This is a genomic window from Amycolatopsis sp. cmx-11-32 (assembly GCF_047608695.1).
Taxonomy (GTDB): domain Bacteria; phylum Actinomycetota; class Actinomycetes; order Mycobacteriales; family Pseudonocardiaceae; genus Amycolatopsis.
Window position 1 is genome coordinate 288,255 of sequence record NZ_JADNQN010000003.1, and the last position, 26,362, is coordinate 314,616.

Genomic DNA, 26,362 nt, shown 5'->3' on the forward strand with positions numbered 1-26,362 from the left:
AACGAATAAGTTGACGCTTAATTAAGGCTCAAGTTATATTCGGTCGATGGACAGCGAGAAGACCCGGCTCGAACTCCGGCGTGAGTACCCGGACCCGATCGAAGACGTCTGGTCGGCGCTCACCGAATCCGACCGCACTGCCCGCTGGATCGGCACGTGGACGGGTGAGGCCGGAGTCGGCAACACGATCATGCTCTTGATGACCGCGGAGAAGGATTCCGAACCGGCCCCCGCCGTCGTCCGCGAATGCGATCCGCCGAAACGGCTGGCCATGGATCTGATCAACCCCGGCGAGCCGACCTGGCGAGTGGTACTGACCTTGACCCCGCAAGGCTCGGGAACGGTGCTCGATTTCGTGCACCTGATGCCCAAGTCCGAGTGGGACACCTCGGACATCATGAAAGGTTGGCACTTCTACCTCGACCGGCTCGGCGCCGCCCTCCTCGGTGAACCGGTGCCCGAGTGGGAGACGTACACGCCGCCTAGTTTGGACGCATGAACGAACGAGTACTGCTGATCACCGGAGCCTCCCGCGGCCTCGGCAAGGCCACCGCACGCCGGGCCGCGGCGGCCGGGTTCCGCTTGGCGCTACTCTCCCGCGACCGTGAGGCACTGCTCCCCCTCGTCGCCGAGTTCGGCGACGATCGCGCCCTCGCGCTCGCGGTGGACGTCACCGACTGGACCTCGCTGTCGTCCGCCGTGGAGACGGTGAAGAAGACCTTCGGCGGGCTGGACGCGGTGTTCGCCAACGCGGGCCAGAGCGTCGTCGTCTCCTTCTTCGGCGACGGCGGCGCGGAACCCGAGCAATGGCGGGACATGGTGCTGACCAACGTCTACGGAACCGCCCTCACGGCGCGGGCGACCCTGCCGTCGCTGGCGGAATCGAAGGGACACCTCGTGCTCACCGGCTCGGTCGCCGGCCGCTATCACCGGCCGGGGAACCTCTATTCGGCGACGAAATGGGCGGTGACCGGGCTCGCCGGGTCCATCCGCGAGGAGGCCATCGGCACCGGCGTCCGGGTCACCGTGGTGCAGCCCGGATTGGTCGACACCTCGATGATCCCCGAGGATTCGCGGTCCAAACCGAAACTGGAACCCGACGACATCGCGAGGGCGGTGCTCTACGCGCTGGAGCAACCGCCCTCGGTCGACGTCAACGAGATCGTGGTTCGCCCGACCGGCCAGGTCCGCTAGCGCGTCGCGGCAGGCTGCGGCAGCAGCGCTTCGGCCAGTCGCCGCCAGTGCGGCATCGCCGATTCGCCGGGTTCGACACCGATGACCTGGATTCCGACGTGGTCGGCACCGGCGTCGAGGTGTCCGTGGAGCTTCGCGACGACGGTGTCGAGGTCGCCCCAGAACACGAGATCGTCGACGAGCCTGTCGCTGCCGCGGCCACCGTCGATGTCGGCTTCGGTGTAGCCGAGCCGGAGGAACTTGGCGACGTTGTACTCCGACGTGAGGTACGCGTGCAGGTGCTCACGGGCGATCACGCGCGCCTTGACCGGGTCGGTCTCGAACAGGACCGCGTGCTCGACGCCGAGGAAGGCCTTGTCCCCCAGCACTTCCCTCGCCTCGGCGGTATGCGGCACCGTCACGTGATAGGTGTGCGCGCCCTCGGACCTGTCACGGGCGAGCCCGAGCATCTTCGGCCCGTACGCGGCCAGCAGGCGCCGGATCGGGGCCGCGGGCAGCGGGTTGGCGCTGGTGACCGTGTCGAGTTCGTCGAGATATTCGCTCATCGCCTCCAGCGGCTTGACCCCGGCACGCGCGCCGCCGAAGCCGAGCCCCAGTACATGCCTGCCCGGATGGGCGTCGGCCAGCAGAAGCGCCGCACCGTGGGCCCAGCGCGCCCCACGGGACCCGATCCGCGCGATCCCGTTGACCACGGTGATCCGATCGGTGACCGAGAGCAGGAATCCGGCGTGGGTCAGCGCTTCGCGGCCGTCCCGTTCCGGGATCCAGATCGCGGGCCAGCCGAGTTCTTCCAGTTCCCGTACCGAATCCCGCAGCATGCTCGCGGGCTGATCCTCGAAGTCGAACGTCCAGATCCCGAAACGCCCCAGTTCCATCCGCCTGCTCCTCACGTCGAGTTCTCCATATCGAAGTATCGCAGAGTTTCGATATGTTATTCCCGGCGAGGTTCAGATGGAGTGTCCGAGCAGGTCTACGAGCCGCGCGATCCGCTGCTCGTCCCGGCGGTAGTGGGTCCACTTCCCCACCCGCGTGGACTTCACGAGCCCGGCGCGCTGCAGCAGCGCCATGTACGCCGACACCGTGGATTGCGCGAGCCCCAGCTTCGCCTGGAGATGGCTCACACAGACACCGACCTCGTTCTGGTCGGCGATCGCCTTCTCCGGCGGGAAATGCCGGTCGGGCTCGCGCAGCCACCCCAGCACCTGGAGCCGGACCGGGTTGGCGAGCACCTTGAGCACCTCGACCAGGTGCTCGGCGGTGTCCTGGAGGGGTTCGGCGTGTGCGGTCATGGTCCTTCGAGCTTAAACCCCGTCGAGCCGGGCGGCCCGGCCCTTCGCCCCGCTCGCCCAGCACGCGCCGCGAGCGCAGTCGACGGAGTCGAGTGAACCGGTGTCGAACGACTTCCAGTGCCGTCCGCCGTCCGGACTCAGATCGCTTCCACCGGGGCCGACGGCGATGACCGTGTTCCCCAGCCATGCCAGGCCGGAGCGGTAACCGACGGGAGCTTCCGACGGCATTCGCCAGGTTCGTCCCTTGTCTGCGCTCAGCGCTACAGCGGGGCCGGGTGCGTTCGGCGCCGCGTAGTCGCCGCCGATGGCCACGCCGTGCCGCGGGTCCCGGAACGTCACCGAGAAGACCCCGGCCGAGGCACCGCTGGGCAACGGGGTGTCGGCGGCTTCCCACGTCCGTCCACCGTCACCGGAGTGCAGGACGCGGGCGCGGGCGCCGCCGCCGGTGGCGATCCAGGCGTCACGCGGGCCCGACGTGGTGAGGCACTGACCGCTGGCGGCGAACCCGAACTCGCCGTCGAGCGCGGGCACCATGCCCTCGGCGGGTACGAGCTTCCAAGTGCGACCGCCGTCCGAAGTGGACTGCAACCGGAACTTGCCGTCCACCGGATCGCTCATCGCGAGGCCGCGCCGGTGGCCGAAGAACGCGAGGCAGTCGTAGAAGGCGGCCGGGTCACCGTTCCGGAAGGACAGCCGCCAGCTCCTGCCGCCGTTGTCGGTTCGGTAGATCCGGGACGCGTCGCCCGGCCCGATGGACAGGGCGACCGCGTGGTCGGCGTCGAAGGCCTCGATGTCACGGAAGTCGAGAGCCGCCGTCTCAGGAGGGGCGACGGGCTTCCAGGTGCGGCCGCGGTCGGTGGTGCGCAGGACGGTGCCCTTGCTGCCGCTGACCCACGCCGTCTTCGCGTCCACCGCGGAGAGCCCGCGCAGCTGCGCGTCCGTGCCGGTCGGGGTCTCCACCCACGCCGGGTCGGGACACTCCGGCGCGGCATACGCGACTCCGGTGAACGCCAGCGGCCCGACCGCTCCGAGCAGGACCAGTAGCGCACGCATCGGCGCACCTCTCTTCTGAAGACCCGTGAAGGCCAGCCTAGGGGACCGGGAGTCCCTCAGGATGGCCTTCACGGAGCAACTTTCAGAGCGAGGAGATGAGCCGTTCGACGCGTTCGTCCACCGAACGGAACGGGTCCTTGCACAGCACGGTCCGCTGCGCCTGGTCGTTCAGCTTGAGGTGCACCCAGTCCACGGTGAAGTCACGTCCGGCGGCCTGCGCCGCGGCGATGAAGTCACCACGCAGCTTCGCCCGCGTGGTCTGCGGAGGGGTGTCCTTGGCCAGTTCGATCTCGCCGTCGTCGGTGACCCGGCGCACGAGCCCCTTGCGCTGCAGCAGGTCGAAGATGCCGCGGCCGCGCCGGATGTCGTGGTAGGCCAGGTCGAGCTGCGCGATCCGCGGGCTCGACAGGTCGAGGTCGTGCTTGGCGCGGTAGCGCTCGACCAGCCGGTGCTTGATCGCCCAGTCGATCTCGGTGTCGATCTTGCTGAAGTCCTGCTGCTCCACCGCCTCCAGCGCCCGGCCCCACAACTCGACGACGCGCTCGGACTGGGGCGACGAACCGGTCTCCTTGACGTGCTGGACGGCGCGGGCGTGGTACTCGCGCTGGATGTCCAGCGCGGACGCCTCGCGGCCACCGGCGAGCCGCACCTGGCGGCGGCCGGTGAGGTCGTGGCTGATCTCGCGGATCGCCCTTATCGGGTTGTCCAGGGTGAAGTCGCGGAACTGGACGCCCGCCTCGATCATCTCCAGCACCAGGTTCGCCGACCCGACCTTGAGCAGCGTGGTCGGTTCGGCCATGTTCGAGTCGCCGACGATCACGTGCAGGCGCCGGTACCGCTCGGCGTCGGCGTGCGGTTCGTCGCGGGTGTTGATGATCGGTCGCGAACGCGTGGTAGCGCTGGAGACGCCTTCCCAGATGTGTTCCGCTCGCTGGGACAGGCAGTACACCGCGCCGCGCGGCGTCTGCAGGACCTTGCCGGCGCCGCAGATCAGCTGCCGGGTCACCAGGAACGGCAGCAGTACGTCGGCGATCCGGGAGAACTCCCCGGCACGGGTCACCAGGTAGTTCTCGTGACAGCCGTAGGAGTTGCCCGCCGAATCGGTGTTGTTCTTGAACAGGAAGATGTCGCCGCCGATGCCCTCGTCCGCCAGCCGCCGCTCGGCGTCGATCAGGAGATCCTCGAGGATCCGCTCCCCCGCCTTGTCATGCGTGACCAGCTGGACGAGGTCGTCGCATTCGGCCGTGGCGTATTCCGGGTGGGAGCCCACGTCGAGGTAGAGCCGCGAGCCGTTCGACAAGAAGACGTTCGACGAACGCCCCCAGGACACGACACGCCGAAACAGGTAACGCGCCACTTCGTCCGGAGAGAGCCTGCGTTGCCCGTGAAAGGTGCACGTGACCCCGAACTCGGTCTCGATGCCAAAGATCCGCCGCTGCATCCCACCAGAGTAGGCGGTGAGGACCCACTGACGGTGCGCCGTTCGGGCGGCGACACGCGGTCGGTACGTTGCATTCGGTGAAAGGTGTGCGGGGAGTCCCGATCGGGTATCACGCACATGACGTCCCGACTCGGAAGCGGTGTAATCGTGTTAAAGCAGCTCAAGCGCCCTTTCCGCAAGGTCGGCCGGACCGACCGGCGGTTGATGGCCAAGAGCGCGGCGCTGCCGAGGACCAGGGCCGACGACGTGATCACCTCGCTTTCGAAAAGTGCGGACAAATCCAAGCTCTGGTGGTGTGTCGCGGTCCTGCTCGCGGCGAAGAAGGGCCCGACACGCCGAGGCGCGCTTCGCGGCGTGGCGGCCATCGCCGGGGCGAGCGCCGCTGCGAACCTGATCGGCAAGCCGCTGTTCCCCCGCCGACGCCCCGCGGCCGAGGAGGTGCCGATGCACCGGCGCCTCGTCCGGCGGCCGACCTCGTCGTCGTTCCCCTCCGGTCACTCGGCGTCCGCGGCCGCCTTCGTCACGGCCGTCGCGATGGAATCGCCCAAGACGGGCGCCGCCCTCGTGCCGCTGGCCGCCGCCGTGGCCTATTCCCGGGTCCACACCGGCGTCCACTGGCCGAGTGACGTCGGCGTGGGCATCGGCATCGGCGTCGGCGCGGGCCTGCTCACACGGCACTGGTGGCCGGTGAACCCCGACGTCCCCGGCCGCACCGCGCACACCGCCGAAGCACCCGAGATGCGTGACGGCGAGGACATGCTCGTCCTGGTCAACCCGCATTCGGGGATCGACGGCCAGGACCCGACCGAGGAGACCCGCTTCGCGTGGCCCAAGGCGACCATCCTCTACCCGGACTCGAAGCGGGACCTGCGCGAACAGCTCGTCGACGAGCTCACCGCCCGTAACGGCACCGTGCGCGCGCTCGGCGTCGCCGGCGGGGACGGAACGGTCGCCGCGGTGGCCTCCGTCGCGGCCGACCACGACCTGCCGCTCGCGCTCATTCCGGCGGGCACCCTCAATCACTTCGCCCGCGACGTCGGCATGCGCTCCATGCCCGACGCGGACGCCGCCACCGAGGCGGGTAACGCCGTGGGCGTCGACCTCGGCGAGGTCGAGATCAACGACGACGACCACCGCTACTTCGTCAACACCGCCAGCCTCGGCGGCTACCCGGAAATGGTGCGGGTGCGGGAAAGGCTGCAGAAGCGGCACCCGAAGTGGCCGTCCGCGGCGATGGCGCTCGCCCGCACGCTGCGGCGCGCGAAGCCGCTGGAAGTGACCCTCAACGGCAAGACCAGCAGCATCTGGCTGCTGTTCGTCGGCAACGGCACCTACGCGCCGAAGGGGTTCGCGCCCTCGCACCGCCCGGCACTCGACACCGGCCTTCTCGACGTCCGCTACCTGCGTGCCGACCTGCCCTACTCGCGGGCGCGGTTCATCCTGGCCACGATCACGAACAGTCTCAACGCGAGCCACGTCTACCAGGAACTCGACGTTCCGGAACTGCACGTCCAGTTGCTCAACGGCAACCGTCGCGTCGCCACCGACGGTGAGGTCGGACCGCTCGGCAACGACTTCCGCTTCCGGTCGCGGCCCAGCGCGCTGACCGTCTACCGAAACTAGGCGCTGCCGGACTACGTCGGGCCGAACCTTCTGGGCGCCAAGCCCCTAGGCGACCAGCAGGGCGCTACCCAGCGGCGTCAGCGAGTGCAGCACGGAGTTACGGTCGCGTTCGGTGGTGATCAGCCCCGCGCGCCGCAACACGGTGGCGTGCTTGCTGACCGCCGAGGGCGTCACTCCCAGCCTGGCGGCCAGCTCCGACGTGCTGCATCCGACCGCGAGGACGGCCAGCGCCGCCGCCCTGGTCGGCCCGAGCAGATCGGCGAGGGCGGTGTCCGGCGATCTCCGCACGTCGCGGCCGTAGCCGGTCGACGGGGCCGCCTGCCGCACCGACGGATACAGCAGCCGGACCGGCGTCTCACTAACCGCCGGGACGATCACCGGGCACACCGCGAAGTAGGTCGGTGAGATCATGAGCCCGGCGCCGCTCGCACCACACGCACCGACGATCCCGTCGCCGACCTCCAGCACCGGAGACGACCAGCGCACCAGCGGCCGCAGACTCGTCAGCACCGCGTCCACTCCGTCGTGGAGCAACAGCTGCGCCCGCATCCCGCGGTCCGCGTCGACCTGCGTCCGCGCCGGCTCCCATCCCGGCGCCAGCGACAGGTCGAAGTAGTCCTGCATCGCCTGGACGAGCTTCGGCAGGCCGGTGGTGTCCCCATCCGGCAATCCCGCCGCCCAGGCCGGCAACTCCCGGTTGACCGGGGCGTCCCGCAACGCCGCCTTCAAACACACCGAATCGGTCCGGGCGATCTCCGCGAGGCCCGCCTCAAAATCACCTACCCCGGCGTTCGGAACGAGGAACGCGGGGATCGGCGCGTAGGGGCGGCACAGCCACAACAGCACCGCGGCCGACTCCGTCAGCCCGAGCCGGACCCGGTGCCGCCACCGGTTGAACAACGCCGAGCCCGCGTCTCGCCGCTGCAGGATCTGCAGGCTGGACACCAGCTCGGCCAAGGGGTCGGCTTCGGGCGCGAGCCGGACGCGCGTCAGGTCCTGCAACGTCAGCTCGATGCGCACGGATGTCCTCGCCTTGCTCGGAGTCTCGCCGTGTGATCGCGAGCAACGCCGTTCCGTTACATGGCTGAGCTGCCATATTGCCGCTCCCGGAAATCTCCTCGACGGCCGTGGTTCAGACCTGAATGATGTTCGAAAGAAGGCCCGCTTCTCGGGGGTTTACGCGGAGCCTTCCACGAGGGGGATTCACCGGCAGGTTTCAAAGGACCGCGATTCGTCGCGGCCTGAAGATTCCTGCCTTCTCCCTCACCATCACTGGGAGAAAACGCTTTCCACAAAGGGGAAGAAATTGACTAAACTGAAGCGCCTGGCGGGAATCATCACCGCCGCGGCGGGTGTGCTGACCCTGGCCACCGCTCCCGCCGCCACCGCGGCCCCGCAGCCCACCGGTGACGGGTTCAAGACGGTCTCCGTGCACGGCATCAAGCTCATCCCGGTCAAGCGCACCTCGACCGGCGCGCGCACGCAGGCCAACGGCGTGGCCGACGCGGACATGTACCTCATCCCGTCCGGGCTGGACTCGAACAAGTGCTGGGACGCGGACCTCAACAGCATCAACCGCAACGGCACCAAGATGCAGCTCTGGGACTGCAACCTGGACGCGGACCACCAGGCGTTCTACATCACCGACAACCCCGAGGGGTACTCCCGCTTCCAGAACGTGGCCAGCGGCCGCTACCTGGACGCGGACCTCAACACCATCAACAAGAACGGCACCATCGTCCAGCTGTGGGACTACGTCGCCGGTGCCAAGAACCAGTGGTGGGGCGGCACCGTCAACCCTGAGGGCTATGTCCGGTTCCAGAACCCGAGCAGCGGCCGGTACCTGACCGCGGAGGGCAACTCGTCCTCCAACGGCACGCGGCTCCAGCTGTGGAGCTTCATCGCCGGTGGCCGCAGCCAGTGGTGGGGCGACACCCCCGCCTGATCCGGCACTCAGTACAGGAAGGCCCTCTTCCTTGCGCTAGGCGCAAGGAAGAGGGCCTTCCTGTACTGGCGACAAACGAACTCAGTCCTTCTTGGACTCACCTTCGGGCTTGTCCTCGTCCTTCGCCGGTTCCTCCGGCTCGGCGGGCAGCAGCGCGTCCAGCGCCACCCCGGCGACCCGGCGGAACTTGCGGCCGCGCCGCTCCCGCTCCAAAACGGCGACCTCGAGCTTCACCGGGTCCGAGTCGCCGTTCGTGGGCGTCGGGGTGTTGTCGCGCAACGCCTTCACCGCGACTCCGAGCGCCGCACCCAGCTCCAGATCCGCCTCGTAGCTTTCTTTCAGCTTCGTGGTGAGCGTGTCGGCCTGACCGCCCATCACCACGAACTTCGGCTCGTCGAAGATCGAACCGTCGTAGGTCAACCGGTACAGCTGGTCCTCGGCCGCGGTCACGCCGACCTCGGCCACGCAGATCTCCACCTCGAACGGCTTCAGCTGTTCGGTGAAGATGCTGCCCAGCGACGCGGCGTACGCGTTCGCCAGCGCACGCGCGCTGACGTCCCGCCGGTCGTACTGATAGCCCTTCAGGTCCGCGTGCCGGATGCCGGCGACACGGAGGTTTTCGAACTCGCTGTAGCGGCCCACGGCCGCGAAGCCGATCCGGTCGTAGATCTCCGACACCTTGTGCAACGTCGCCGAGGGGTTCTCGGCCACGAACAGCACGCCACCGCGGTACTTGAGCACGACCACGCTCCGGCCGCGCGCGATGCCCTTGCGCGCGATCTCGGAACGCTCCCGCATCAGCTGCTCGGGAGAGGCGTACAACGGCATCGTCACTGTGGTGCTCCGCTCTTTCTGGCTCTCATCGGAAAGGGACAGGGACGACGGCTAGCGCCCGCGCTCGGCACGCGCGGCGACGATCGCCTCGGCCACCGCGATCGTCTGCTCCTGCGGCACCGCCACCGCGCCCTGCTCCGCGGTGATCGTCACGATCGTCGGGAAGATCCGGCGCACCAGATCCGGCCCGCCGGTCGCGGTGTCGTCGTCCGCCGCGTCGTACAGCGCTTCCACCGCCACCCGGATCGCGGCTTCGGCGTCCGCGTCCGGGTCGTGCAGCTTCTTCAGCGAGCCCTTCGCGAACAGCGAACCCGAACCGATGGCGTGGTAACCGGCGCTTTCCTCGTACCGCCCGCCCGTCGCGTCGTACGAGATGATCCGGCCCGCGTGTTTCGCGTCCTCCGCGTCGAGGTCGTACCCGACGAACAGCGGCAGCACGGCCAGCCCTGACATCGCCATCTCGAGGTTGGATTTCACCAGTCCGGCGAGCTTGTTCGTCTTACCGTCGAGTGAGAGCGAAACGCCCTCGATCTTCTCGTAGTGCGCCAGTTCGACCGCGTACAGCCGCACCATCTCGATCGCCAGCCCCGCCGAGCCCGCGATGCCGACAGCCGAGTACTCGTCGGTGACGTGCACCTTCTCCATGTCGCGCGAGGCGATCAAGTTGCCCGACGTCGCCCGCCGGTCACCGGCGATCAGCACCCCGCCCCCGAACTTGACCGCGACGATCGTCGTCCCGTGCGGCGCGTCGAGCCCGGCGGCCCCGGACGCGACACGCCGCTCCGGGAGCAGCTCAGGCGCCTGCGCCCGAAGGAAGTCCGAGAACGACGAGGTCCCCGACGTGAAGTACGCGGCGGGCAGCGCCGACTTACCCGAGGTGTGTTCCATACGTGCTCAAAGTTCCCATCTGTGTGATCCGCCGGCTCTGCGCGGGCGGCCGCATCCGGCCGCCGGAAGACGAGTTACTCGCCGCCCTTTTGCACGTACGCGCGGACGAAGTCCTCGGCGTTCTCCTCGAGCACGTCGTCGATCTCGTCGAGGATCGTGTCGACGTCCTCACCGAGCTTCTCGCGCCGCTCCTGGCCGGCCGGACCGCCGCCCTCGAACTCTTCGTCCGAGTCGCCTCCGCCGTGCTTTTCGATCTTTTCCTGAGCCATCTCGCCTCCCGGTGTGGCTGATGTACCTAGCCTACCCAGCGGTCCCGACATTCCGTGGGATCCGTGATCGCTTAACCCTGAGGAAAGGAATTCCCGCTAGTCCGAACCGGTGAGGGCTTCCACCAGTTCCTCGGCTGTCGCGGAGTCGTCCAGCAACTTCCCCACGTGGGCCTTCGTGCCCCGCAGCGGCTCCAACGTCGGGATCCGCACCAGCGATTCCCTGCCGACGTCGAAGATGACCGAATCCCAGGACGCCGCGGCGATGGAGCTGGCGTACTTCTCCAGCGCGCGGCCCCGGAAATAGGCCCTGGTGTCCGAAGGCGGGGTCGTGACCGCCTCCAGCACCTCCTCCTCGGTCACCAGGCGCTTCATCGAACCCCTGGTGACGAGCCTGTTGTACAGGCCCTTGTCCAAGCGGACATCCGAGTACTGCAGGTCGACCAGCCGCAACCGCGGCGCGCCCCAGGCCAGCTGGTCCCGAGCGCGGTAGCCCTCGAGCAACCGCAGCTTCGCCGGCCAGTCCAGCCTGTCCGCGCATTCCTGGGGGTCCCGCGCCAGCGCGTCCAGGATCTCGCCCCAGACCCGCAGGACCTCCTTGGCGGCCTCGTCCGCGCCGGTGCGCTCCAGGTTCGCCGAGGCAATCTCGTGGTAGGCGAACTGGAGATCTAGGCCGGTGTACTTCCGCCCGTTGGCCAGCGACACCTTCGCCTTCAGCGTCGGGTCGTGGCTGATCTGGTGCACCGCGCGCACCGGCTCGTCCAGCTTCAGGTCGTCGAACCGGATGCCTGCCTCGATCAGGTCCAGCACCAGCGCCGTCGTCCCGACCTTGAGGTACGTCGAGTACTCGGCCAGGTTCGCGTCGCCGATGATGACATGCAGGCGGCGGTACTTGTCGGCGTCGGCGTGCGGCTCGTCGCGGGTGTTGATGATCCCGCGCTTGAGCGTCGTCTCCAGGCCGACCTCGACCTCGATGTAGTCGGAGCGCTGCGAGAGCTGGAAGCCCGCTTCCTCGCTCTGCTGCCCGACACCGACTCGGCCCGAACCGGTCATCACCTGGCGGGAGGCGAAGAACGGCGTCAGCCCCCCGATCACCGCGGTGAACGGGGTCGACCGCTGCATCAGGTAGTTCTCGTGCGTGCCGTAGCTCGCGCCCTTGCCGTCGACGTTGTTCTTGTACAGCTGCAAAGGCGGCTGGCCGGGCACGGTGGCGGCCTTGCGTGCCGCCTGCTCCATGACCCGCTCGCCCGCCTTGTCCCAGATGACCGCGTCACGCGCGTTCGTCACCTCGGGCGCCGAGTACTCCGGGTGAGCGTGGTCGACGTACAGCCGGGCGCCGTTGGTCAGGATCACGTTCGCCGCGCCGAGGTCCTCGACGTCCGGGTCGTGCCCCGGACCGCTCGGGCCGGTCAGGTCGAAACCACGCGCGTCGCGCAGAGGCGATTCCACCTCGTAATCCCATCGTGCCCGCCTGGCCCGTGGGATGTCCGCCGCGGCCGCGTAGGCCAGCACGACCTGGGTCGAGGTAAGTACCGGGTTCGCCGTCGCGTCGCCCGGCACCGCGATGCCGTACTCGACTTCGGTTCCCATGATCCGCCGCATACCCACCACCCTACGGGGTCAGGGCCGTGCGACGATGCCCCCCATGTCAGGCAGTGACGAACTCGTTGCGCTCTATGACCTCGGCGGAACCGCGGTGGGGGCGGCCACGCGCTCCCGGGTCCGCGCCGAGGGACTGTGGCACGCGGCGGGCGTGGTGTTGGTCCGTTCGGGTGATGGAAACTCCGTCTACGTGCACCTGCGTACGCCGATGAAGGACGTCTATCCCTCCACTTGGGACTGTTGGGCGGGCGGCGTCGTCGCGGCGGGTGAGACACCGGAGGACTGCGCACGCCGTGAACTGGCTGAAGAACTGGGTGTTCACGGGGTGAACCTGCGTCCGCTTTTCACCCATGTCTACGACGTGGGCACGATCCGCTGCCACAACTTCGCCTTCGAGGCGCGATGGGACGGCCCCTTCGTCCATCAGCTGTCCGAAGTCGTCGAAGGACGATGGCTGACGCTGGACGAGTTGCGTTCGTGGCTCGATGATCCGGAGAGCCGGTTCGTGCCGGACGGACGTCTCGGCGCCTTGGAGTGGTTCCGGCGGGAAGCCGCGCGCTAGGCCGAACGGAGGCGCTGCGCGACGAGCGGAAGCAGCCGCTTCGCCGCGTCGGTCGCCCGCGCCCCGGTCCCGGCGGTCACGCTGAGCGCGGAGACGAGTTTCCCTTTCGCGAGCAACACCGTGCACGTCGTGCCTTCACACCATGCGCGTTGTACTTCGACACCGGTTTGCTTCGGCAGCGTGAGCTTCTTGCCTTCGCAGTCCGCCTGAGTGACGACGTCCGAGGCGTCACGGTCGGTGTACTCGGTGACCTGCTGTTCCAGCGTCGAACCGCTCGCGTACGACCACGCCGTCGAGCGGCTGGTGCCGCGGGTCAGGCCGGTCAGGCAGCCGGACATCTTGCTCTCGCCAGGGGCGACCTCTTCCTCGGCGACGTCCTCGTCGGTCAGCAACGCGGCGGAAACGGCCGCGGGGACCGGGGCCGAGGTCGACGGCGACGGGATCGGGGCGGCCTGCGGCTTGACCGAAGGCTGCGCGGGTTCGGCCGCGGGCGTCGGTGTGGGGTCGTCGTAGTAGGTGTCGAGATCGTTGGGACGGTCGGCGCAGCCCGACAAACCGAACAGCGCGACCGTCGCCACCGCGAGCACCTGCCGATGACGCACCCTCAAGCCTCCCCGGTGACCCGCCAGACGTTTGCCGCGAGACTAGACCAGCCCGTCAGTGCCAGCCGAGGCAGGACCTGTGCCGCCAGTAGGCGACCGGTTCTTCGGCGAGCGCGGCCAGCTCCCCGAGTTCTTCCGCGGTCAGCTTCACCTTCGTGGCAACGAGATTCTCCGCGAGCTGCGCCGTGCTCGACGGGCCGATGACCGCGACCGGCCGCCAGTCCTGCGCCAGTACCGCCGCGATCACCACCGCGTCCGGGCCGGCTTCGTGTTCCCGCGCGATCCTCCCGAGAGCGGGCGGCGGCTCGACCACCAGCCGTCCGTTCGCGACCGTTTCCTTGACCAATACCCGTTTCCCGGCCGCGTGCGCCTCGGCGAGCGCCGGGCCGACGGAGGGTTCCAGCAGGTTCCACGTCGACTGCACGGCGCTGAAAACCGGCGTTCCGGACACTTCCAGTTCGAACGCCCGCCTGACCGCGTCGGCCTGTTCCGGCCCGGACGTGGAGAACCCCACCGGGACACCGCCGGCGGCGAGTTCGGCCAGCGCGCCGACGAGCCTGTCGTCGGTGAACAGCGGACTGTCCACAGTGAGCGAATGGACCTGGTAGAGCGACACCGCCTTTCCCAGCAGACCAACGGTTTCCGCCCATTGTCCGGCGAACCGCGCCGCGGTGTGCTCCTTGACCTCGTGCACCGCCGCGTCGAGCTTCCACTCCCCCACGTAGCGGTAGCCCCATTTGCTCGACACGGTCACCTCCGGGTGGGCGCGATCGGCGAGCCAGCCGGCGAGGAACTCCTCGGAGGAGCCATACGAACGGGCGACGTCGATCCACCGGACGCCTGCCCGGTACGCGTCGTCGAGCACGGCATAGGTCGCCGCGCGCATCGCCTCGAAGTCGCGCACTGGCGGCAGCGCGTCGACCCGGCCCAGATTGATGTACGCGGGCCTGCCGAGCGCCGCCAGTCCGACGGCGATGCGTTCGTCGACGGGGATTTCCGAGTCTGTCACCGGGCTCCTTCGTTCTTGTGCCGGAGGATCGCGAGCCACTGGCTCGAGTTCTGCGCCTGCCGATGGAGCTTTTCGAGGCGGGCCGCCGGAGCCCGAACGTAACCCTTGCCGAAGACCGGCGCGATCTGACGGAGGCTGGCGCCCTCTTCCCTGGCGGCGAGCAACGCCCAGTCGGACGCGTCGGCGCAGGCCGCGGAGGCGCGTCGCAACTCCCCTAGGATTTCGATCAGTTCGGGGGCGCTCACTTCCCCCGCCTGAACGGCGGCGGCCGTCGTTTCCAGCCAAGCCAGGACATCGGCCTCGGTGATCGGCGCGCGCGGGCGCCCGGAAGATTCGCTCACGGCTCCGAAGTATAGAGCGTTATACGCTCGCCTCGGCCGAGAGGCGCGCCGGAGGCGTCGGACACATCGTCCGAAAACCGCTGGAGTACACAGTGGATTCCCGCTTCACTGAGTTCGAAGGCAAGGACTCGGAAGAAGGACAATTGGGACGTTTCGGTATCACGACCCGGTTCGCGGCACTCGCGATCGTATGGGGCGCGAGTTTTCTGTTCATCAAGATCGGTCTCACCGGCCTTTCGCCGGCTCAGGTGGCGCTCTCCCGCGTCTGCCTCGGCGCACTGGCGCTGATCGGCATCGCCGCCTGGCGCCGCAAACCACTCCCCCGCGATCCGGCGCTGTGGGGCCATCTCGCGGTCGTCTCCGTGCTGCTGTGTGTCATCCCGTTCCTGCTGTTCTCCTGGGCCGAGCAGTACATCTCGTCCGGGCTCGCCAGCATCTTCAACGCGACGACCCCGCTGATCACCATGCTCGTCGCCGCGGCCGCGCTGCCCGCCGAGCGCTTCACGAAGGCCCGCACGACCGGCCTGGTCCTCGGCTTCCTCGGCGTGCTCACCATCGTGGGGGTCTGGCAAGGGATCGATCTCTCCCACGAACTGACCGCACAACTGGCGTGCCTCGGCGCGACGACCTGCTACGGGATCTCGTTCGTCTACGTGCGGCGGTTCATCTCCTGGCGGAACCTCGACGCGCCGACCATCGCCCTCGGGCAAGTCTGCTGCGGCGCCGTCGTGATGCTGGTGCTCGCGCCGTTCATCGCGACGACGCCGGTGCGCCTCGACACGCCGATCGTCCTCAGCATGATCGCGCTCGGAGCACTGGGCACCGGACTCGCCTACGCCTGGAACGCGTCGATCATCGCGGCGTGGGGCGCGTCGAACGCGTCAGCAGTGACCTACCTCACACCCGTGGTCGGCGTACTGCTCGGCGTTCTGGTCCTCGACGAACCCTTGGCGTGGAACCAGCCCGTCGGCGCGCTGCTCGTCGTACTGGGGATCCTGGCCGCGCACGGTCGCCTGAGCCCGCGCAAGAAGGTCAAGGAACCTGTAGCCGTTTGAAAACGAAGGGGCCCTTCATCGCATTGCATGCGATGAAGGGCCCCTTCGGCTTGTTCTACAGGTACTGACCGGTGTTCGTGGCGGTGTCGATCGCCCGCCCCGAATCCTGGTTCTTGCCGGTGACGAGCGTGCGGATGTAGACGATCCGCTCGCCCTTCTTGCCGGAGATCCGGGCCCAGTCGTCCGGGTTGGTGGTGTTGGGCAGATCCTCGTTCTCCGCGAACTCGTCGACGATCGCGTCCAGCAGATGCTGCACACGCAGGCCGGGCTGCTTGGTCTCCAGCACCGACTTGATGGCCGACTTCTTCGCCCGGTCCACGATGTTCTGAATCATCGCGCCCGAGTTGAAGTCACGGAAGTACAGGACCTCCTTGTCACCGTTGGCATAGGTGACCTCGAGGAACCGGTTCTCGTCCGTCTCCTCGTACATCCGCTCGACCGTGTGCTGGATCATCGCGTCGAACGTCGCCCTGCGGTCCCCGCCGAACTCTTCGAGATCGTCGGCGTGGATCGGCAGACCGTCGGACAGGTACTTGGAGAAGATGTCCTTCGCGCCTTCGGCGTCCGGACGCTCGATCTTGATCTTGACGTCGAGCCGGCCCGGCCGCAGGATCGCCGGGTCGATCATGTCTTCACGGTTGGAGGCGCCGATGACGATGACGTTCTCCAGGCCCTCGACACCGTCGATCTCCGAGAGCAGCTGCGGGACGATCGTGGTCTCCACGTCGGAGGACACGCCCGAACCGCGGGTGCGGAAGATCGAGTCCATCTCGTCGAAGAACACGATCACCGGGGTACCTTCGGAGGCCTTTTCCCGAGCCCGCTGGAAGATCAGGCGGATATGCCGCTCGGTCTCCCCGACGAACTTGTTCAACAGCTCCGGACCCTTGATGTTCAGGAAGTAGGACTTCCCGTCCGCCTTGTCGCCGCGTGCTTCCGCGACCTTCTTGGCGAGCGAGTTGGCCACCGCCTTGGCGATGAGGGTCTTACCGCAGCCAGGAGGCCCGTAGAGCAGTACGCCCTTCGGCGGGCGCAGCTGGTACTCCTGGTAGAGATCCGCGTGCAGGAACGGCAGCTCGACGGCGTCGCGGATCTGCTCGATCTGCCGGGTGAGGCCACCGATGTCCTCGTATTGGACGTCGGGCACCTCCTCCAGCACGAGATCCTCGACCTCCGCCTTCGGCACGCGCTCGTAGGCGTAGCCGGCTTTCGAGTCGACCAGCAGGGAATCGCCCGGCTTGAGGGGCTGTTCGGCCAGCGGATCGGAGAGCAGGACGACCCGCTCCTCGTCCGCGTGCCCCACCACGAGCGCACGGGGGCTGCCGCCCTCGACGTCCGGGGCCAGCACCTCGCGCAGCGCGCAGACCTCGCCGATCTTCTCGAAGTCGCCGCCTTCGACGACGGTGAGGGCCTCGTTGAGCCGCAACGCCTGTCCGCGCTGCAACGACGAGACCTCCACCGCGGGTGAGACCGAAACCCGCATCTTGCGGCCCGCGGTGAACACGTCCACCGTGTTGTCCTCGTATGCGGTGACGAACACGCCGTAACCGCTCGGAGGTTGGGCCAGCCTGTCGACCTCCTCTCGCAACGCGAGCAACTGGCCACGCGCCTCGCGGAGCGTCTCGACCAGTTTCGTGTTGCGTTCCGTGAGTTGGCTCACTCGTTCCGACGCTTCGGCGAGTCGCTGCTCCAGCACCCGGTTCTGACGTGGCGAATCGGTGAGCTTCCGGCGCAGCAGGGCCACTTCCTCCTCGAGGAAGCGAATTTGACGTGCCTGCTCGTCGGACGTGGTTCCAGCTCCGGTCGTTTCTGAAGGGTCGGCCTCCTCGCGCCGACCTCCGGGAAGGTCATGATGCATTGGGCACCTCCTCGGAGTGCTTTTCATTCCACGGTACCGGCGATCACCGACAATAAAAGGCCTTTCCGCATCACAAGATCGGCGCGTCGCGTTCCGGACGACCTGACGCACGTACGTTCCCGCCGCGCAAGAGGCCATCCCGGTGCCGGGTCCGGCACTCCCATGGTCACACTCCGTCCACCTGCCCTGACCTGCGGCGGAATACCCGGCTCCGTCCGGGTGCAAACGGGTTCCGGTATCAGTTCGGCCCTAATCGAGCGGCGATCCGGCTCGGTGGCTAGCATCGGGCCGACGTTCGCCGGGGAGGCGGACCGGCATGTCGAGTTGAGCATTTTCGCAGAACAACTAGGGGGCAACAGCCATGACTTACCCGCCGCAGCAGCCCGGCGGCTACGGACAGGATCCGTACGGCCAGCAGGGCGGGTACCCGCAGAGCGGCCCCCAGCCGCAACAGGGATACCCCGGTGACGGCCAGTACGGCCAGCAGCCCGGTCAGTACGGGCAGGATCCGTACGGCCAGCAGGGCGGGTACCCGCAGAGCGGCCCCCAACCCCAGCAGGGACACCCCGGTGCCACGCAGCAGTTCGGCCAGCCGGATCCGTACGGTCAGCAGCAGGGCGGCTACAACGCCTACCCGCAGGAAGGCGGCTACGGTGAGCCGCCGAAGAAAAAGAAGACCGGCCTGATCGTCGGCATCGCGATCGGCGCGGTCGTCCTGGTCGGAGGCGGTGTCACCGCCCTCGTCATCGCGCTCAACTCGGGCGACGACAATCCGACCGCGGCGCCGCCCGCGAGTTCCAGCAGCGTGGCCCCGACGGGTTCCGAGTCTTCGTCGTCCAAGAAGCCGTCGACCTCTTCGACCCGGAGCAAGTCCAGCTCACCGAGCACCTCGGCGAGCAAGGGCTCCGGTCCCGCACCGCTGGGCAAGGCGACGCCGCAGGAGGTGGCCGACGCCGTCCTCGCCGCCTACAACGCCGGCGACGGCAAGACCGTCGCGCAGTCGGCCTGCCGCAGCGTGAACACCAAGGACGAAGTGCCGATCGCCAAGGACATCAAGATGGAGAAGACCGGGGAGTTGACGGTCAGCGGCGACACCGCGAAGCTCCCGGCGAAGGTCACCCAGAACGGCAAGGCCGACTCGGGCAACCTGAACTTCAAGAAGGAGTCCGACCTCTGGTGCTTCACCGGCGGCAAGAGCTGACGCGAAAACGGTGTCCAGCAGGCTGATCGCCGTTCTCGCCGGATGCGGCGCGGTCGTGGTGGGTGTCGTGGTGGGGCTGCTGCTGGTGGCCCCCTCAGGCTCCGACCCGGCCGCGTCGAGCACCGCGGCGCCTCCGTCGTGGCCGGGTTCGTCCCGGCCGGTCCCGGTGGATCCGGACGTGGCGGCGGTCGAGGTGGTCGGCAAGGCGATCGCCGCGGCCATCGTGAATCACGACGCGACGGCGTTCGGCAAGCTCACCTGCACCCAGCAGTCGTCGGCGGATCTGGCCGAGCTGAAGCGCAAGTGGGAGGCCGCGGGCGAGGTGAGCGCCACCGTCCCGGACCCGCCGAAGGTCGGTGGCGACTCGGCCACCGTGACCGTCCATGTCGAGGGCGCGGGCGGCCAGAAGGACACACCCTTCCCACTCAAGAAACGCGACGGGAAGTGGTGCGTGCCGTAAGCCTCGGTCACCGGCGCTCCAGGCGCCCGAGGTACCTACCGCGGTGCGCCGGTGGCGGTTTCGCGTGACCAGGGGGACGCCTCGCGTGACGGGATGGACGACACGCGTGTTCAGAAAACGACTCGACGCCCAGCCCGGCCGCTCGCGTGTCGTCCGTCTGATCACACGTGCCGTCCAACCAATCACGTGAGACGGCCAGACTGGCAGGAAGGTCTCGTGAGTGGTTCGCCTCAGCCCTTGCCGGAGCGGCGGTGGACCCGCGGTGACACGGTCCCGTCGGCCAGACGGCGCGCCGTCAGCAGGAACGCGGTGTGCGCGACCATCCGGTGATCCGGCCGCACCGCGAGACTCACGACGTGCCAGGGGCGCATGAGCGTCTCGAAAGATTCCGGCTCGGTCCAGCACTGCTGGTCCCGCAAGGCTTCCGTGATCCGGGAAAGCTGGGTGACCGTCGCCACATAGACCGTGAGCACGCCGCCGGGCACCAGCTGCGCGGCGACCGTCTCCAGCTGGTCCCAGGGCGCCAGCATGTCGAGCACCACCCGGTCGACCTCACCGGTGTGCGTCGACAGGTCCGCGACCGTCAGCGACCAGTTGTCCGGTTTGTGGCCGAAGAACTTCTCCACGTTCCGTTCGGCGTGTTCGGCGTGGTCGTCCCGGATCTCGTAGGACCGCACGCTGCCTTCCGGACCGACCGCCCGCAGCAGCGAACAGGTCAGCGCACCGGAACCGGCGCCGGCCTCGAGCACCCGCGCGCCCGGGAAGATGTCACCCCACATCACGATTTGCGCGGCGTCCTTCGGGTAGATCACCTGCGCGCCGCGCGGCATCGACAGCACGTAGTCCGGCAGCAGCGGGCGCAGCGCCAGATAGTGGCTGCCGCCCGCCGAAGTGACGACCGAACCCTCCTGCGCCCCGATCACGTCGTCGTGCGCCAGCGCGCCGCGATGGGTGTGATACTGCTGTCCCTCGGCGAGCACCATGGTGTAGTGCCGCCCCTTGGAGTCGGTCAGCTGAACCCGGTCACCAATACGAAACGGCCCACGGACCGACACTGAACCTCCATACGCGCGAACACACTGAGCCCATGCGTCCTCGGCGGGAAAGATTGCCTCGGACGGGACGACCGATCCTCGCAGGTGGCCGTACCGCGCTACGCCGGGGGTCGACTCCGGGTCATCGCGGCGCGCAGGTCCTCGCGCCGGAGCACGCCCGCGGGCCTGCCTTCGTCGTCCACGACGAGGAATTGCCACGCGGCGGTTTCCCTGACCCGCTCGGCGATCTCCTCCCCCGACTCCGAAGAAAGCAGCACGGTGTCGGCGCGGATCGGCTCCGCGGCCATCTCGGCGGGAGCGTGCGGCGACGTGCCCGCCAGTTGTGCCGCGGCCGTTTCGTCGAGCAGGCCGGCGGCGACGCCGTCGGCACGCACCAGGACCACCCCACGGCCCGCGGAAGCGGCCAGCGCGTCCGATACGGGGCTTTCGGCGGGAAGCTGGAGAACGGGCCGGACGAGTTCACTCAGCTGGACGCCTTCGGGCCAGCCTCGCCGTGTTTCGGCGGCGAGTTCGCTTCGCGCGCCGAGGATCACGAACCACGCTGTCACGACGCAGACACCGAGCCGCAGCCAGCGATCCTCGCTGCCAGCCGCCAGGCCCCACAGCGCCCAGACGATCAGTCCGGCCGCGACGACACCGCCACCGACGACGGCGGCGCGAGTGCCTTTGTCCCGGCGGCCCGTCGCCGCCCAGACGCCGGCGCGAACCAGGCGACCTCCATCGAGCGGAAGCCCCGGCAGGAGGTTGAAGAACCCGACGGCGAAGTTCGCGACGGCGCATTCGGCGATGAGCAGCCATGCCGCGCTTTCCGGCGGGACGGCGAACATGAGCAGCCCGCAGAAACCACCGAGCAGCAACGAAACCGCTGGACCCGCGGCGGCGACGAACCCTTCATGGCGCGGCTGCCGGGGAGTCCTGGCGACCTCGGAGAGACCACCGAGCAGGAACAGGCGCAGGCGCCGGACCGGGATGCCCAGGCGCAGCGCCACCAGGCAGTGCCCGAGTTCGTGCGCCAGTACCGAAAGTCCGAGCAGGACCGCGAACGCGGCCGCCAGCAGCCACGAGGTCAGCGTGCTCGCACCGGGTAGAAACCGGCCGACCAGTGGCGTGTAGAGCACCACGATGATCAGAGAGCCGATCCACCACGAAGGGGCGAGAAGCACAGGGATCCCGGAGACGCGGAACAGCAGGAGCCCACCCGCCGGGGCCACGCCTCGTCGAGGCGGACCCTGCTCACCCGTCACCGCCATGTGTCAGAGCGTAGATGTCCAGGTGTGGGATGCTCGTGACCCGCCCTTCCCGTCCGGGTGGTGTCGGTCATGCCGCTCCGGTGCGTTGCGGTCGGAGAACTGTCGGTACCCGGCGCTACCCTGCCTGCATGCCCGACACCGACACGGTCACCGCCGATCCCCCGCCCGGCGCCGAAACCCCGCGCCGTCGGCCGGCCCTGTCCCCGTCGCGTGCCAGCGACTTCAAACAGTGCCCGCTGCTCTACCGGTTCCGCGCCGTCGACAGGCTGCCCGAGATCCCGACGAAGGCCCAGCTTCGCGGCACACTGGTGCATTCCGTGCTGGAGCGCCTGTTCTCCCTTCCCCAGGCCGATCGCACCCCTCCGCAGGCCAAGGAGCTGCTCGCACCGGCGTGGGAGACGCTGTCCGCGGAACGTCCGGAGTGGATCGAGCTGTTCGATCAGGAGGATCCCGAAGCCGTCACTTCCTGGCTCTCGTCGGCGGAGCAGCTCGTCGACACCTACTTCGGGCTCGAGGACCCACGTCGGCTGGAACCCGAAGCGTGCGAGCTGCACGTCGAGATCGAGCTGGGCTCCGGGGTACTGCTGCGGGGCTACGTCGACAGGCTGGACGTGGCGCCGACCGGTGAGATCCGCGTCGTCGACTACAAGACCGGCGCCGCGCCCCGCGAGATCGGCGAGGCCAAGGCGATGTTCCAGATGAAGTTCTACGCCGTGGTCCTTTGGCGGCTTCGTGGTGTCGTGCCGCGCCAGCTGAAACTGATGTACCTCACCGATGGGCAATCACTGGCCTACACGCCGGACGAGGCCGAGTTGGTCCGGTTCGAGCGCACGCTCGAGGCGATCTGGCAGGCGATCCTCAAAGCGGGCAAAACCGGCGATTTCCGGCCCAATCCGAGCAAACTGTGCGCGTGGTGCGACCACCAGGCCGTCTGCCCGCAGTACGGCGGCACTCCCCCGCCTTATCCCGGCTGGCCCGAACCGGATCCCGGCGAAGAGTCCGTTTTGGACCGTGCGGATTAGCCGTGTCCAGTGAATCTGCTCGATGGGCTTCGTGATCCTGGCGCGAAGACCGGGAACAAGCCTTACCGGACACGGCCTTAGGCTGCCGGTGTGACAGAAGCCTTTTACGTGCCGTCAGGCGACGACTTGTTCGTCCCGACCCCGCACACCGCCGGCCCGTGGACCCCGGACGCGCAGCACTTCGGGCCGCCCTCGGCATTGCTGGTCCGCGCACTCGAAGACCTCGAAGCACCACACGCGAGCCAGCTGGCGCGGGTGACGATCGAGATCCTCGGCCCCGCGCCCTTGAAGGAGCTTTCGGTGCGGGCCCGGGTGGCACGGCCGGGCCGTTCGGTCGAGTGGCTGGAGGCCGAACTCGCCCACGGCGAGCGAGTCGTCGCCCGCGCCTCGGCCTGGCGCATCGCGACCTCGGACACCACGGCGGTCGCCACCGCCGAAGGCCCCGCCCTGCCGTCGCCGGACGACCTGCCGACGACGTCGAGCATGCCGGAAGGCTGGCTCGGCGGTTACCTCGACGCCGTCGAGTGGCGGCGCGTCAAGGGCGCGCTGGACGAACCCGGCCCCGCGACGGTCTGGGGACGTCAGCGCGTCGCCCTCGTGGACGGGGAGAAGCCGAGCGCGCTGCAGCGACTGTTCGTCCTTGCGGACTCCGGCAACGGGATCTCGAACTTCCTCGACCCGCGCGAGTGGTGGTTCATCAACTCGGAGCTGACCGTGCACCTCCGCCGCCCACCACTGGGTGAATGGATCGGCGTCGACGCGGCCACCCTGGTCGGCCCGAACGGTGTCGGCACGGCGACGACCACCCTGCACGACGTGTCGGGGTCGCTCGCCTCCGGAGCGCAGGCGTTGCTGGTGCGGCCGCGACAGGCGGGTTGATATTGCCAGCCGTACGGCCCTGACCAGCTGAACCGCAGTTGAGCGCCGCTTCACGCCGGGGGCTCAGGAAGCATTTGACAGGGCACTGTCCAACGCGAAGCGAAGCGTGCCGAGATATGTGCCCTGCGGGATGCCTCCAGGAGCGCGCGACCAAAACACCGTCAGATAGACGCGCTTTCTGAGCCCGTTTCCAATAGCCTTCCCGGAACAACAGACGCAGGGAGCGCTTCGGCATGCAGATCACCTCGGTGGTCAACCAGAAAGGCGGGGTCGGCAAGACCTCACTCAGCGTGGGCGCGTCGGCCGCACTGGCCGAGCGTGGCCGCCGGGTGCTGCTGATCGACCTCGACCCACAGGGGCACGCGACCACCGAACTCCTCGGTCTGGACGAGGTGGCCCCGCAGATGCCCAGCCTGGCGAAAGCCCTGACCAAGGTGTGGAAGGGCCCGATCGAGGAACTGGCCGTGCGGCATCCGCGCAGCAACCTCGGCCGGGGTGGCGCGTTCGACGTCATCCCGACGTCGCCGGGCATGTTCGACCTGATCCGGCGGCTGGACCAGTTCCGCGTGCCGGGCTGGCAGCTGGCCAGGGTCATCCAGTTCGCGAACTACGACCACGTCATCATCGACTGCCCGCCCGCGCTCGACGTGCTGACCAACAACGCGCTCGCCGCTTCGCACGGGATCCTCGTGCCGGTGCAGCCGGACCGGACGAGCATCCGGGCGCTGCGCCTGCTTTCGGACCAGGTGCGCTACGTCGAACAGACCGTCGGCCGCCCGCCGATCGCTTACTACGGCCTCGTTCCCGGGCTGTACCGCCGCCCGATCTCGCATTACGCGGCGGCCGCGTTGCAGGAGCTGTACACGTTCGGGATCCCGATGCTCTCGCACGTCCCGCTCGGTGTGGTGATGAACGAGGCCGCCGCGCACGGCGTGCCCGTGACGACCTACGCGCCGGAAACCCTGCAGGCTCTGTCGTTCCGGGAGATCGCGGAAACGCTGGACGGTTACCTGCGGAACCACCCGGCTCCGGCGATCGTGCCAGCGGACGAGGAGTTCGTCTTCGAGGACTTCATCACCGAGGTCTCGGTGACGCGCAGCGCCAACGACAACGGCGCGCGGAAGCGGCTCTACGACCTCATGCCCAAGAAGCCGAACCGACCTCGGTAGTGAGGTCGCAAGTAGTCGACTACTTGCGACCTCACGCGCAATCACCTACAAGCGGCAGGCCCGGATGTCCGAAGCCAGGACGGCCTTCGCGCCGGTCTCGGCGAGTTCGTCCATGATCCGGTTGACCTCCTTGCGCGGCACCATCGCACGCACGGCCACCCAGTCCTCGTCGGCCAGCGGCGCGACCGTCGGCGACTCGAGGCCCGGCGTGATCGCGACGGCCGCTTCCATGAGCGAACGCGGGCAGTTGTAGTCCAGCATCATGTAGTGCTGGGCGAAGACGACACCCTGAAGCCGCGCCTTCAGCTGGTCCTTGGGCCTGGTTTGCTCGGTACCGGCCCGCTGCAGCAACACGGCTTCGGACACGCAGATCGGATCACCGAAGGCCACGAGGTTGTGCTGGCGCAACGAACGTCCGGACTCGACGACGTCGGCGATCGCGTCGGCCACCCCGAGCTGGATCGAGATCTCGACGGCGCCGTCGAGACGGATGACCTCCGCCTCCACCCCGTGCTGCTTCAGGTTCTCCCGGACGAGCCGCGGATACGACGTCGCGAGCCGTTTGCCCTGCAGGTCTTCGGCCTTCCAGTCCCGGCCCGCCGGCGCGGCGTACCGGAAGGCGGAGCCGCCGAAACCGAGGCTGAGGATCTCCTCGACCGGGGCACCGGAGTCGAGCGCGAGGTCGCGGCCGGTGATGCCGAGATCCAGCTCGCCGGAGCCGACGTAGATCGCGATGTCCTTGGGACGCAGGAAGAAGAACTCGACCTCGTTGACCGCGTCCAGCACGGTCAGGTCGCGGGCCTCATGTCGCTTGCGATAGCCGGCCTCTCCGAGCATCTCCGACGCGGCGGCGGCGAGGGCTCCCTTGTTCGGCACGGCGACACGCAGCATTGCTTCTCCTTGGTTCTCCGGACGCGAACGCGTCACAGGTACCGGTACACGTCCTCTGTCGACAGTCCACGGCCGAGCATGAGCACCTGTACCCGGTACAGCAGCTGTGAAATCTCCTCCGCGAGCCTGTCGTCGGATTCGTGCTCGGCGGCGATCCACACCTCGCCCGCCTCTTCGAGCACCTTCTTGCCCTGCGCGTGCACACCCGCGTCCAGCGCGGCGACGGTGCCGGAACCGTCGGGGCGCGTGACCGCGCGGTCGGCAAGCTCGGAGAACAGCTCATCGAAGGTCTTCACAGTCTGGAGATCCTTCCATCCACGCTCGCGTCGCGCTGCCCCGGGCCGGTGAGTTGGCACCCGCTTCACACCTCAGAACAGCGTGGCGCCCTCCCGCTCGAAGTCGAGCAGCTGCCTCTTCCGTTCGATACCACCGCCGTAGCCGGTGAGATCGCCGGTCGAACCGACGACGCGATGGCACGGCACGATGATCCCCATCGGGTTTTTCCCGTTCGCGAGCCCGACTGCCCGCGACGCGGTTGGCCTGCCGAGCCGGTCGGCCAGCCTGCCATACGAAACCGTCTCGCCATATGGGATTCCGCGCAGGCTTTTCCAGACCATCCGCTGGAATTCGGTGCCGCCGAAGCTCAGCGGGAGATCGAAGTCCTTCCGCTGGCCGGCGAAGTACTCCTTCAGTTGTTTCTCGGTCTCCACGAAGACCGGCGCGCTCGGATCCGGATGGCCGAAGGTCTCCTCTGCCGGGCGGTGTCGCTGCTGGACCATGTACAGGCCGCAGAGACACTCGCCGTCCGCGACCAGGGTCAGCGGGCCGTATGGACTGTCGATGACGTTGTGCGTGCGCATGGCGCTCCTCGGA

General features: G+C 68.3%; 29 protein-coding genes. 11 read left to right on the top strand and 18 right to left on the bottom strand.

All coding sequences use genetic code 11. From position 1 onward, the window contains the following. Positions 1-46: 46 nt before the first annotated feature. Complete coding sequence (locus ACM6LR_RS10185) at positions 47-499, top strand: SRPBCC family protein (RefSeq protein WP_414938944.1); 453 nt, start codon at positions 47-49, stop codon at positions 497-499. Continuing rightward, positions 496-1,194: an SDR family oxidoreductase gene (locus ACM6LR_RS10190; RefSeq protein ID WP_414938943.1), complete on the top strand. Its 699-nt coding sequence runs from the start codon at positions 496-498 to the stop codon at positions 1,192-1,194. The genes ACM6LR_RS10185 and ACM6LR_RS10190 overlap by 4 nt, the downstream gene beginning before the upstream one ends. Here ACM6LR_RS10190 and ACM6LR_RS10195 read toward each other — a convergent pair. The 4 genes from ACM6LR_RS10195 to pafA all read right to left on the bottom strand — a co-directional run bounded on the left by ACM6LR_RS10195 (position 1,191) and on the right by pafA (position 4,977). Next, the gene (locus tag ACM6LR_RS10195; RefSeq protein ID WP_414938942.1) at positions 1,191-2,069 is read right to left on the bottom strand and encodes a TIGR03620 family F420-dependent LLM class oxidoreductase; all 879 of its coding nucleotides are present in this window, start codon (positions 2,067-2,069) and stop codon (positions 1,191-1,193) included. The genes ACM6LR_RS10190 and ACM6LR_RS10195 overlap by 4 nt on opposite strands. Positions 2,070-2,141: 72 nt before the next feature. Next, positions 2,142-2,483 (bottom strand): ArsR/SmtB family transcription factor, encoded by a 342-nt coding sequence (locus ACM6LR_RS10200; protein WP_414938941.1) that lies wholly within the window; start codon positions 2,481-2,483, stop codon positions 2,142-2,144. 12 nt (positions 2,484-2,495) lie between these two features. Beyond that, on the bottom strand, positions 2,496-3,536 hold the full coding sequence (locus ACM6LR_RS10205) for a WD40/YVTN/BNR-like repeat-containing protein (RefSeq protein WP_414943641.1): 1,041 nt from the start codon (positions 3,534-3,536) through the stop codon (positions 2,496-2,498). Positions 3,537-3,618: 82 nt separating this feature from the next. Continuing rightward, on the bottom strand, positions 3,619-4,977 hold the full coding sequence (gene pafA, locus ACM6LR_RS10210) for a Pup--protein ligase (RefSeq protein WP_414938939.1): 1,359 nt from the start codon (positions 4,975-4,977) through the stop codon (positions 3,619-3,621). A gap of 147 nt (positions 4,978-5,124) precedes the next feature. Here pafA and ACM6LR_RS10215 point away from each other — a divergent pair, with 147 nt between their 5' ends. Next, positions 5,125-6,600, top strand: coding sequence for a bifunctional phosphatase PAP2/diacylglycerol kinase family protein (locus ACM6LR_RS10215; protein WP_414938938.1), 1,476 nt, complete (start codon positions 5,125-5,127; stop codon positions 6,598-6,600). A 45-nt stretch (positions 6,601-6,645) separates the two neighbouring features. On the opposite strand, the gene ACM6LR_RS10220 is transcribed toward ACM6LR_RS10215, so the two are convergent. Next, a complete protein-coding gene (locus ACM6LR_RS10220; RefSeq protein WP_414943643.1) occupies positions 6,646-7,620 on the bottom strand; it encodes an ArsR/SmtB family transcription factor in 975 nt (324 codons plus the stop codon). Between the two features lie 286 nt (positions 7,621-7,906). On the opposite strand from ACM6LR_RS10220, the gene ACM6LR_RS10225 reads away from it, so the two are divergent. Continuing rightward, entirely contained in the window at positions 7,907-8,545 is a 639-nt protein-coding gene (locus ACM6LR_RS10225) for an RICIN domain-containing protein (protein WP_414938936.1), read from the top strand. A gap of 81 nt (positions 8,546-8,626) precedes the next feature. On the opposite strand, the gene prcA is transcribed toward ACM6LR_RS10225, so the two are convergent. The 4 genes from prcA to dop all read right to left on the bottom strand — a co-directional run bounded on the left by prcA (position 8,627) and on the right by dop (position 12,135). After that, on the bottom strand, positions 8,627-9,379 hold the full coding sequence (gene prcA / locus ACM6LR_RS10230) for a proteasome subunit alpha (protein ID WP_414938935.1): 753 nt from the start codon (positions 9,377-9,379) through the stop codon (positions 8,627-8,629). Positions 9,380-9,430: 51 nt separating this feature from the next. Next, positions 9,431-10,267, bottom strand: coding sequence for a proteasome subunit beta (prcB, locus tag ACM6LR_RS10235; RefSeq protein ID WP_414938934.1), 837 nt, complete (start codon positions 10,265-10,267; stop codon positions 9,431-9,433). Positions 10,268-10,341: 74 nt separating this feature from the next. Then, the gene (locus tag ACM6LR_RS10240) at positions 10,342-10,536 is read right to left on the bottom strand and encodes a ubiquitin-like protein Pup (protein ID WP_005150863.1); all 195 of its coding nucleotides are present in this window, start codon (positions 10,534-10,536) and stop codon (positions 10,342-10,344) included. Positions 10,537-10,632: 96 nt separating this feature from the next. Further along, positions 10,633-12,135 carry a depupylase/deamidase Dop gene (gene dop / locus ACM6LR_RS10245; RefSeq protein WP_414938933.1) on the bottom strand — a complete coding sequence of 501 codons (1,503 nt, stop codon included), beginning with the start codon at positions 12,133-12,135 and terminating at the stop codon, positions 10,633-10,635. Positions 12,136-12,178: 43 nt separating this feature from the next. On the opposite strand from dop, the gene ACM6LR_RS10250 reads away from it, so the two are divergent. Continuing rightward, positions 12,179-12,697 carry an NUDIX domain-containing protein gene (locus tag ACM6LR_RS10250; RefSeq protein WP_414938932.1) on the top strand — a complete coding sequence of 173 codons (519 nt, stop codon included), beginning with the start codon at positions 12,179-12,181 and terminating at the stop codon, positions 12,695-12,697. Here the strand turns inward: ACM6LR_RS10250 and ACM6LR_RS10255 are convergent. The 3 genes from ACM6LR_RS10255 to ACM6LR_RS10265 are packed head-to-tail and all read right to left on the bottom strand — an operon-like array spanning position 12,694 to position 14,649. Beyond that, entirely contained in the window at positions 12,694-13,299 is a 606-nt protein-coding gene (locus tag ACM6LR_RS10255; RefSeq protein WP_414943645.1) for a hypothetical protein, read from the bottom strand. The two genes, ACM6LR_RS10250 and ACM6LR_RS10255, sit on opposite strands and share 4 nt — an antisense overlap. A 55-nt stretch (positions 13,300-13,354) precedes the next feature. Beyond that, positions 13,355-14,308: an aldo/keto reductase gene (locus ACM6LR_RS10260; RefSeq protein ID WP_414943646.1), complete on the bottom strand. Its 954-nt coding sequence runs from the start codon at positions 14,306-14,308 to the stop codon at positions 13,355-13,357. Continuing rightward, positions 14,305-14,649 (bottom strand): hypothetical protein, encoded by a 345-nt coding sequence (locus tag ACM6LR_RS10265; protein ID WP_410598890.1) that lies wholly within the window; start codon positions 14,647-14,649, stop codon positions 14,305-14,307. The genes ACM6LR_RS10260 and ACM6LR_RS10265 overlap by 4 nt, the downstream gene beginning before the upstream one ends. 143 nt (positions 14,650-14,792) lie before the next feature. Between ACM6LR_RS10265 and ACM6LR_RS10270 the strand changes: the two genes are divergently transcribed. After that, positions 14,793-15,704, top strand: a complete 912-nt coding sequence (locus ACM6LR_RS10270) for a DMT family transporter (protein WP_414939154.1) — start codon at positions 14,793-14,795, stop codon at positions 15,702-15,704. Positions 15,705-15,759: 55 nt separating this feature from the next. Here the strand turns inward: ACM6LR_RS10270 and arc are convergent, their stop codons facing one another. Further along, positions 15,760-17,562: a proteasome ATPase gene (gene arc, locus ACM6LR_RS10275; protein WP_076161922.1), complete on the bottom strand. Its 1,803-nt coding sequence runs from the start codon at positions 17,560-17,562 to the stop codon at positions 15,760-15,762. A gap of 361 nt (positions 17,563-17,923) precedes the next feature. On the opposite strand from arc, the gene ACM6LR_RS10280 reads away from it, so the two are divergent. Together ACM6LR_RS10280 and ACM6LR_RS10285 are read left to right on the top strand one after the other, a co-directional pair. Continuing rightward, the gene (locus ACM6LR_RS10280) at positions 17,924-18,763 is read left to right on the top strand and encodes a hypothetical protein (RefSeq protein ID WP_414938929.1); all 840 of its coding nucleotides are present in this window, start codon (positions 17,924-17,926) and stop codon (positions 18,761-18,763) included. A gap of 10 nt (positions 18,764-18,773) precedes the next feature. Next, positions 18,774-19,223 (top strand): hypothetical protein, encoded by a 450-nt coding sequence (locus ACM6LR_RS10285; RefSeq protein WP_414938928.1) that lies wholly within the window; start codon positions 18,774-18,776, stop codon positions 19,221-19,223. A 230-nt stretch (positions 19,224-19,453) separates the two neighbouring features. On the opposite strand, the gene ACM6LR_RS10290 is transcribed toward ACM6LR_RS10285, so the two are convergent. Then, positions 19,454-20,278 (bottom strand): tRNA (adenine-N1)-methyltransferase, encoded by an 825-nt coding sequence (locus ACM6LR_RS10290; RefSeq protein ID WP_414938927.1) that lies wholly within the window; start codon positions 20,276-20,278, stop codon positions 19,454-19,456. 98 nt (positions 20,279-20,376) lie between these two features. Further along, complete coding sequence (locus ACM6LR_RS10295; protein WP_414938926.1) at positions 20,377-21,528, bottom strand: site-2 protease family protein; 1,152 nt, start codon at positions 21,526-21,528, stop codon at positions 20,377-20,379. Between the two features lie 128 nt (positions 21,529-21,656). On the opposite strand from ACM6LR_RS10295, the gene ACM6LR_RS10300 reads away from it, so the two are divergent. The 3 genes from ACM6LR_RS10300 (at position 21,657) to ACM6LR_RS10310 (ending at position 24,598) form a co-directional block, all read left to right on the top strand. Continuing rightward, positions 21,657-22,550: a PD-(D/E)XK nuclease family protein gene (locus ACM6LR_RS10300; protein ID WP_414938925.1), complete on the top strand. Its 894-nt coding sequence runs from the start codon at positions 21,657-21,659 to the stop codon at positions 22,548-22,550. 90 nt (positions 22,551-22,640) lie between these two features. Continuing rightward, positions 22,641-23,429 (top strand): thioesterase family protein, encoded by a 789-nt coding sequence (locus ACM6LR_RS10305; RefSeq protein WP_414938924.1) that lies wholly within the window; start codon positions 22,641-22,643, stop codon positions 23,427-23,429. 233 nt (positions 23,430-23,662) lie between these two features. Further along, positions 23,663-24,598: a ParA family protein gene (locus ACM6LR_RS10310; protein ID WP_414938923.1), complete on the top strand. Its 936-nt coding sequence runs from the start codon at positions 23,663-23,665 to the stop codon at positions 24,596-24,598. A gap of 45 nt (positions 24,599-24,643) precedes the next feature. On the opposite strand, the gene hisG is transcribed toward ACM6LR_RS10310, so the two are convergent. The 3 genes from hisG to ACM6LR_RS10325 all read right to left on the bottom strand — a co-directional run bounded on the left by hisG (position 24,644) and on the right by ACM6LR_RS10325 (position 26,349). Further along, complete coding sequence (hisG, locus tag ACM6LR_RS10315; protein ID WP_414943647.1) at positions 24,644-25,489, bottom strand: ATP phosphoribosyltransferase; 846 nt, start codon at positions 25,487-25,489, stop codon at positions 24,644-24,646. Positions 25,490-25,521: 32 nt separating this feature from the next. Then, entirely contained in the window at positions 25,522-25,785 is a 264-nt protein-coding gene (locus ACM6LR_RS10320; protein WP_414938921.1) for a phosphoribosyl-ATP diphosphatase, read from the bottom strand. 72 nt (positions 25,786-25,857) lie between these two features. Then, positions 25,858-26,349, bottom strand: coding sequence for a methylated-DNA--[protein]-cysteine S-methyltransferase (locus tag ACM6LR_RS10325; RefSeq protein ID WP_414938920.1), 492 nt, complete (start codon positions 26,347-26,349; stop codon positions 25,858-25,860). Between the last annotated feature and the right edge of the window lie 13 nt (positions 26,350-26,362).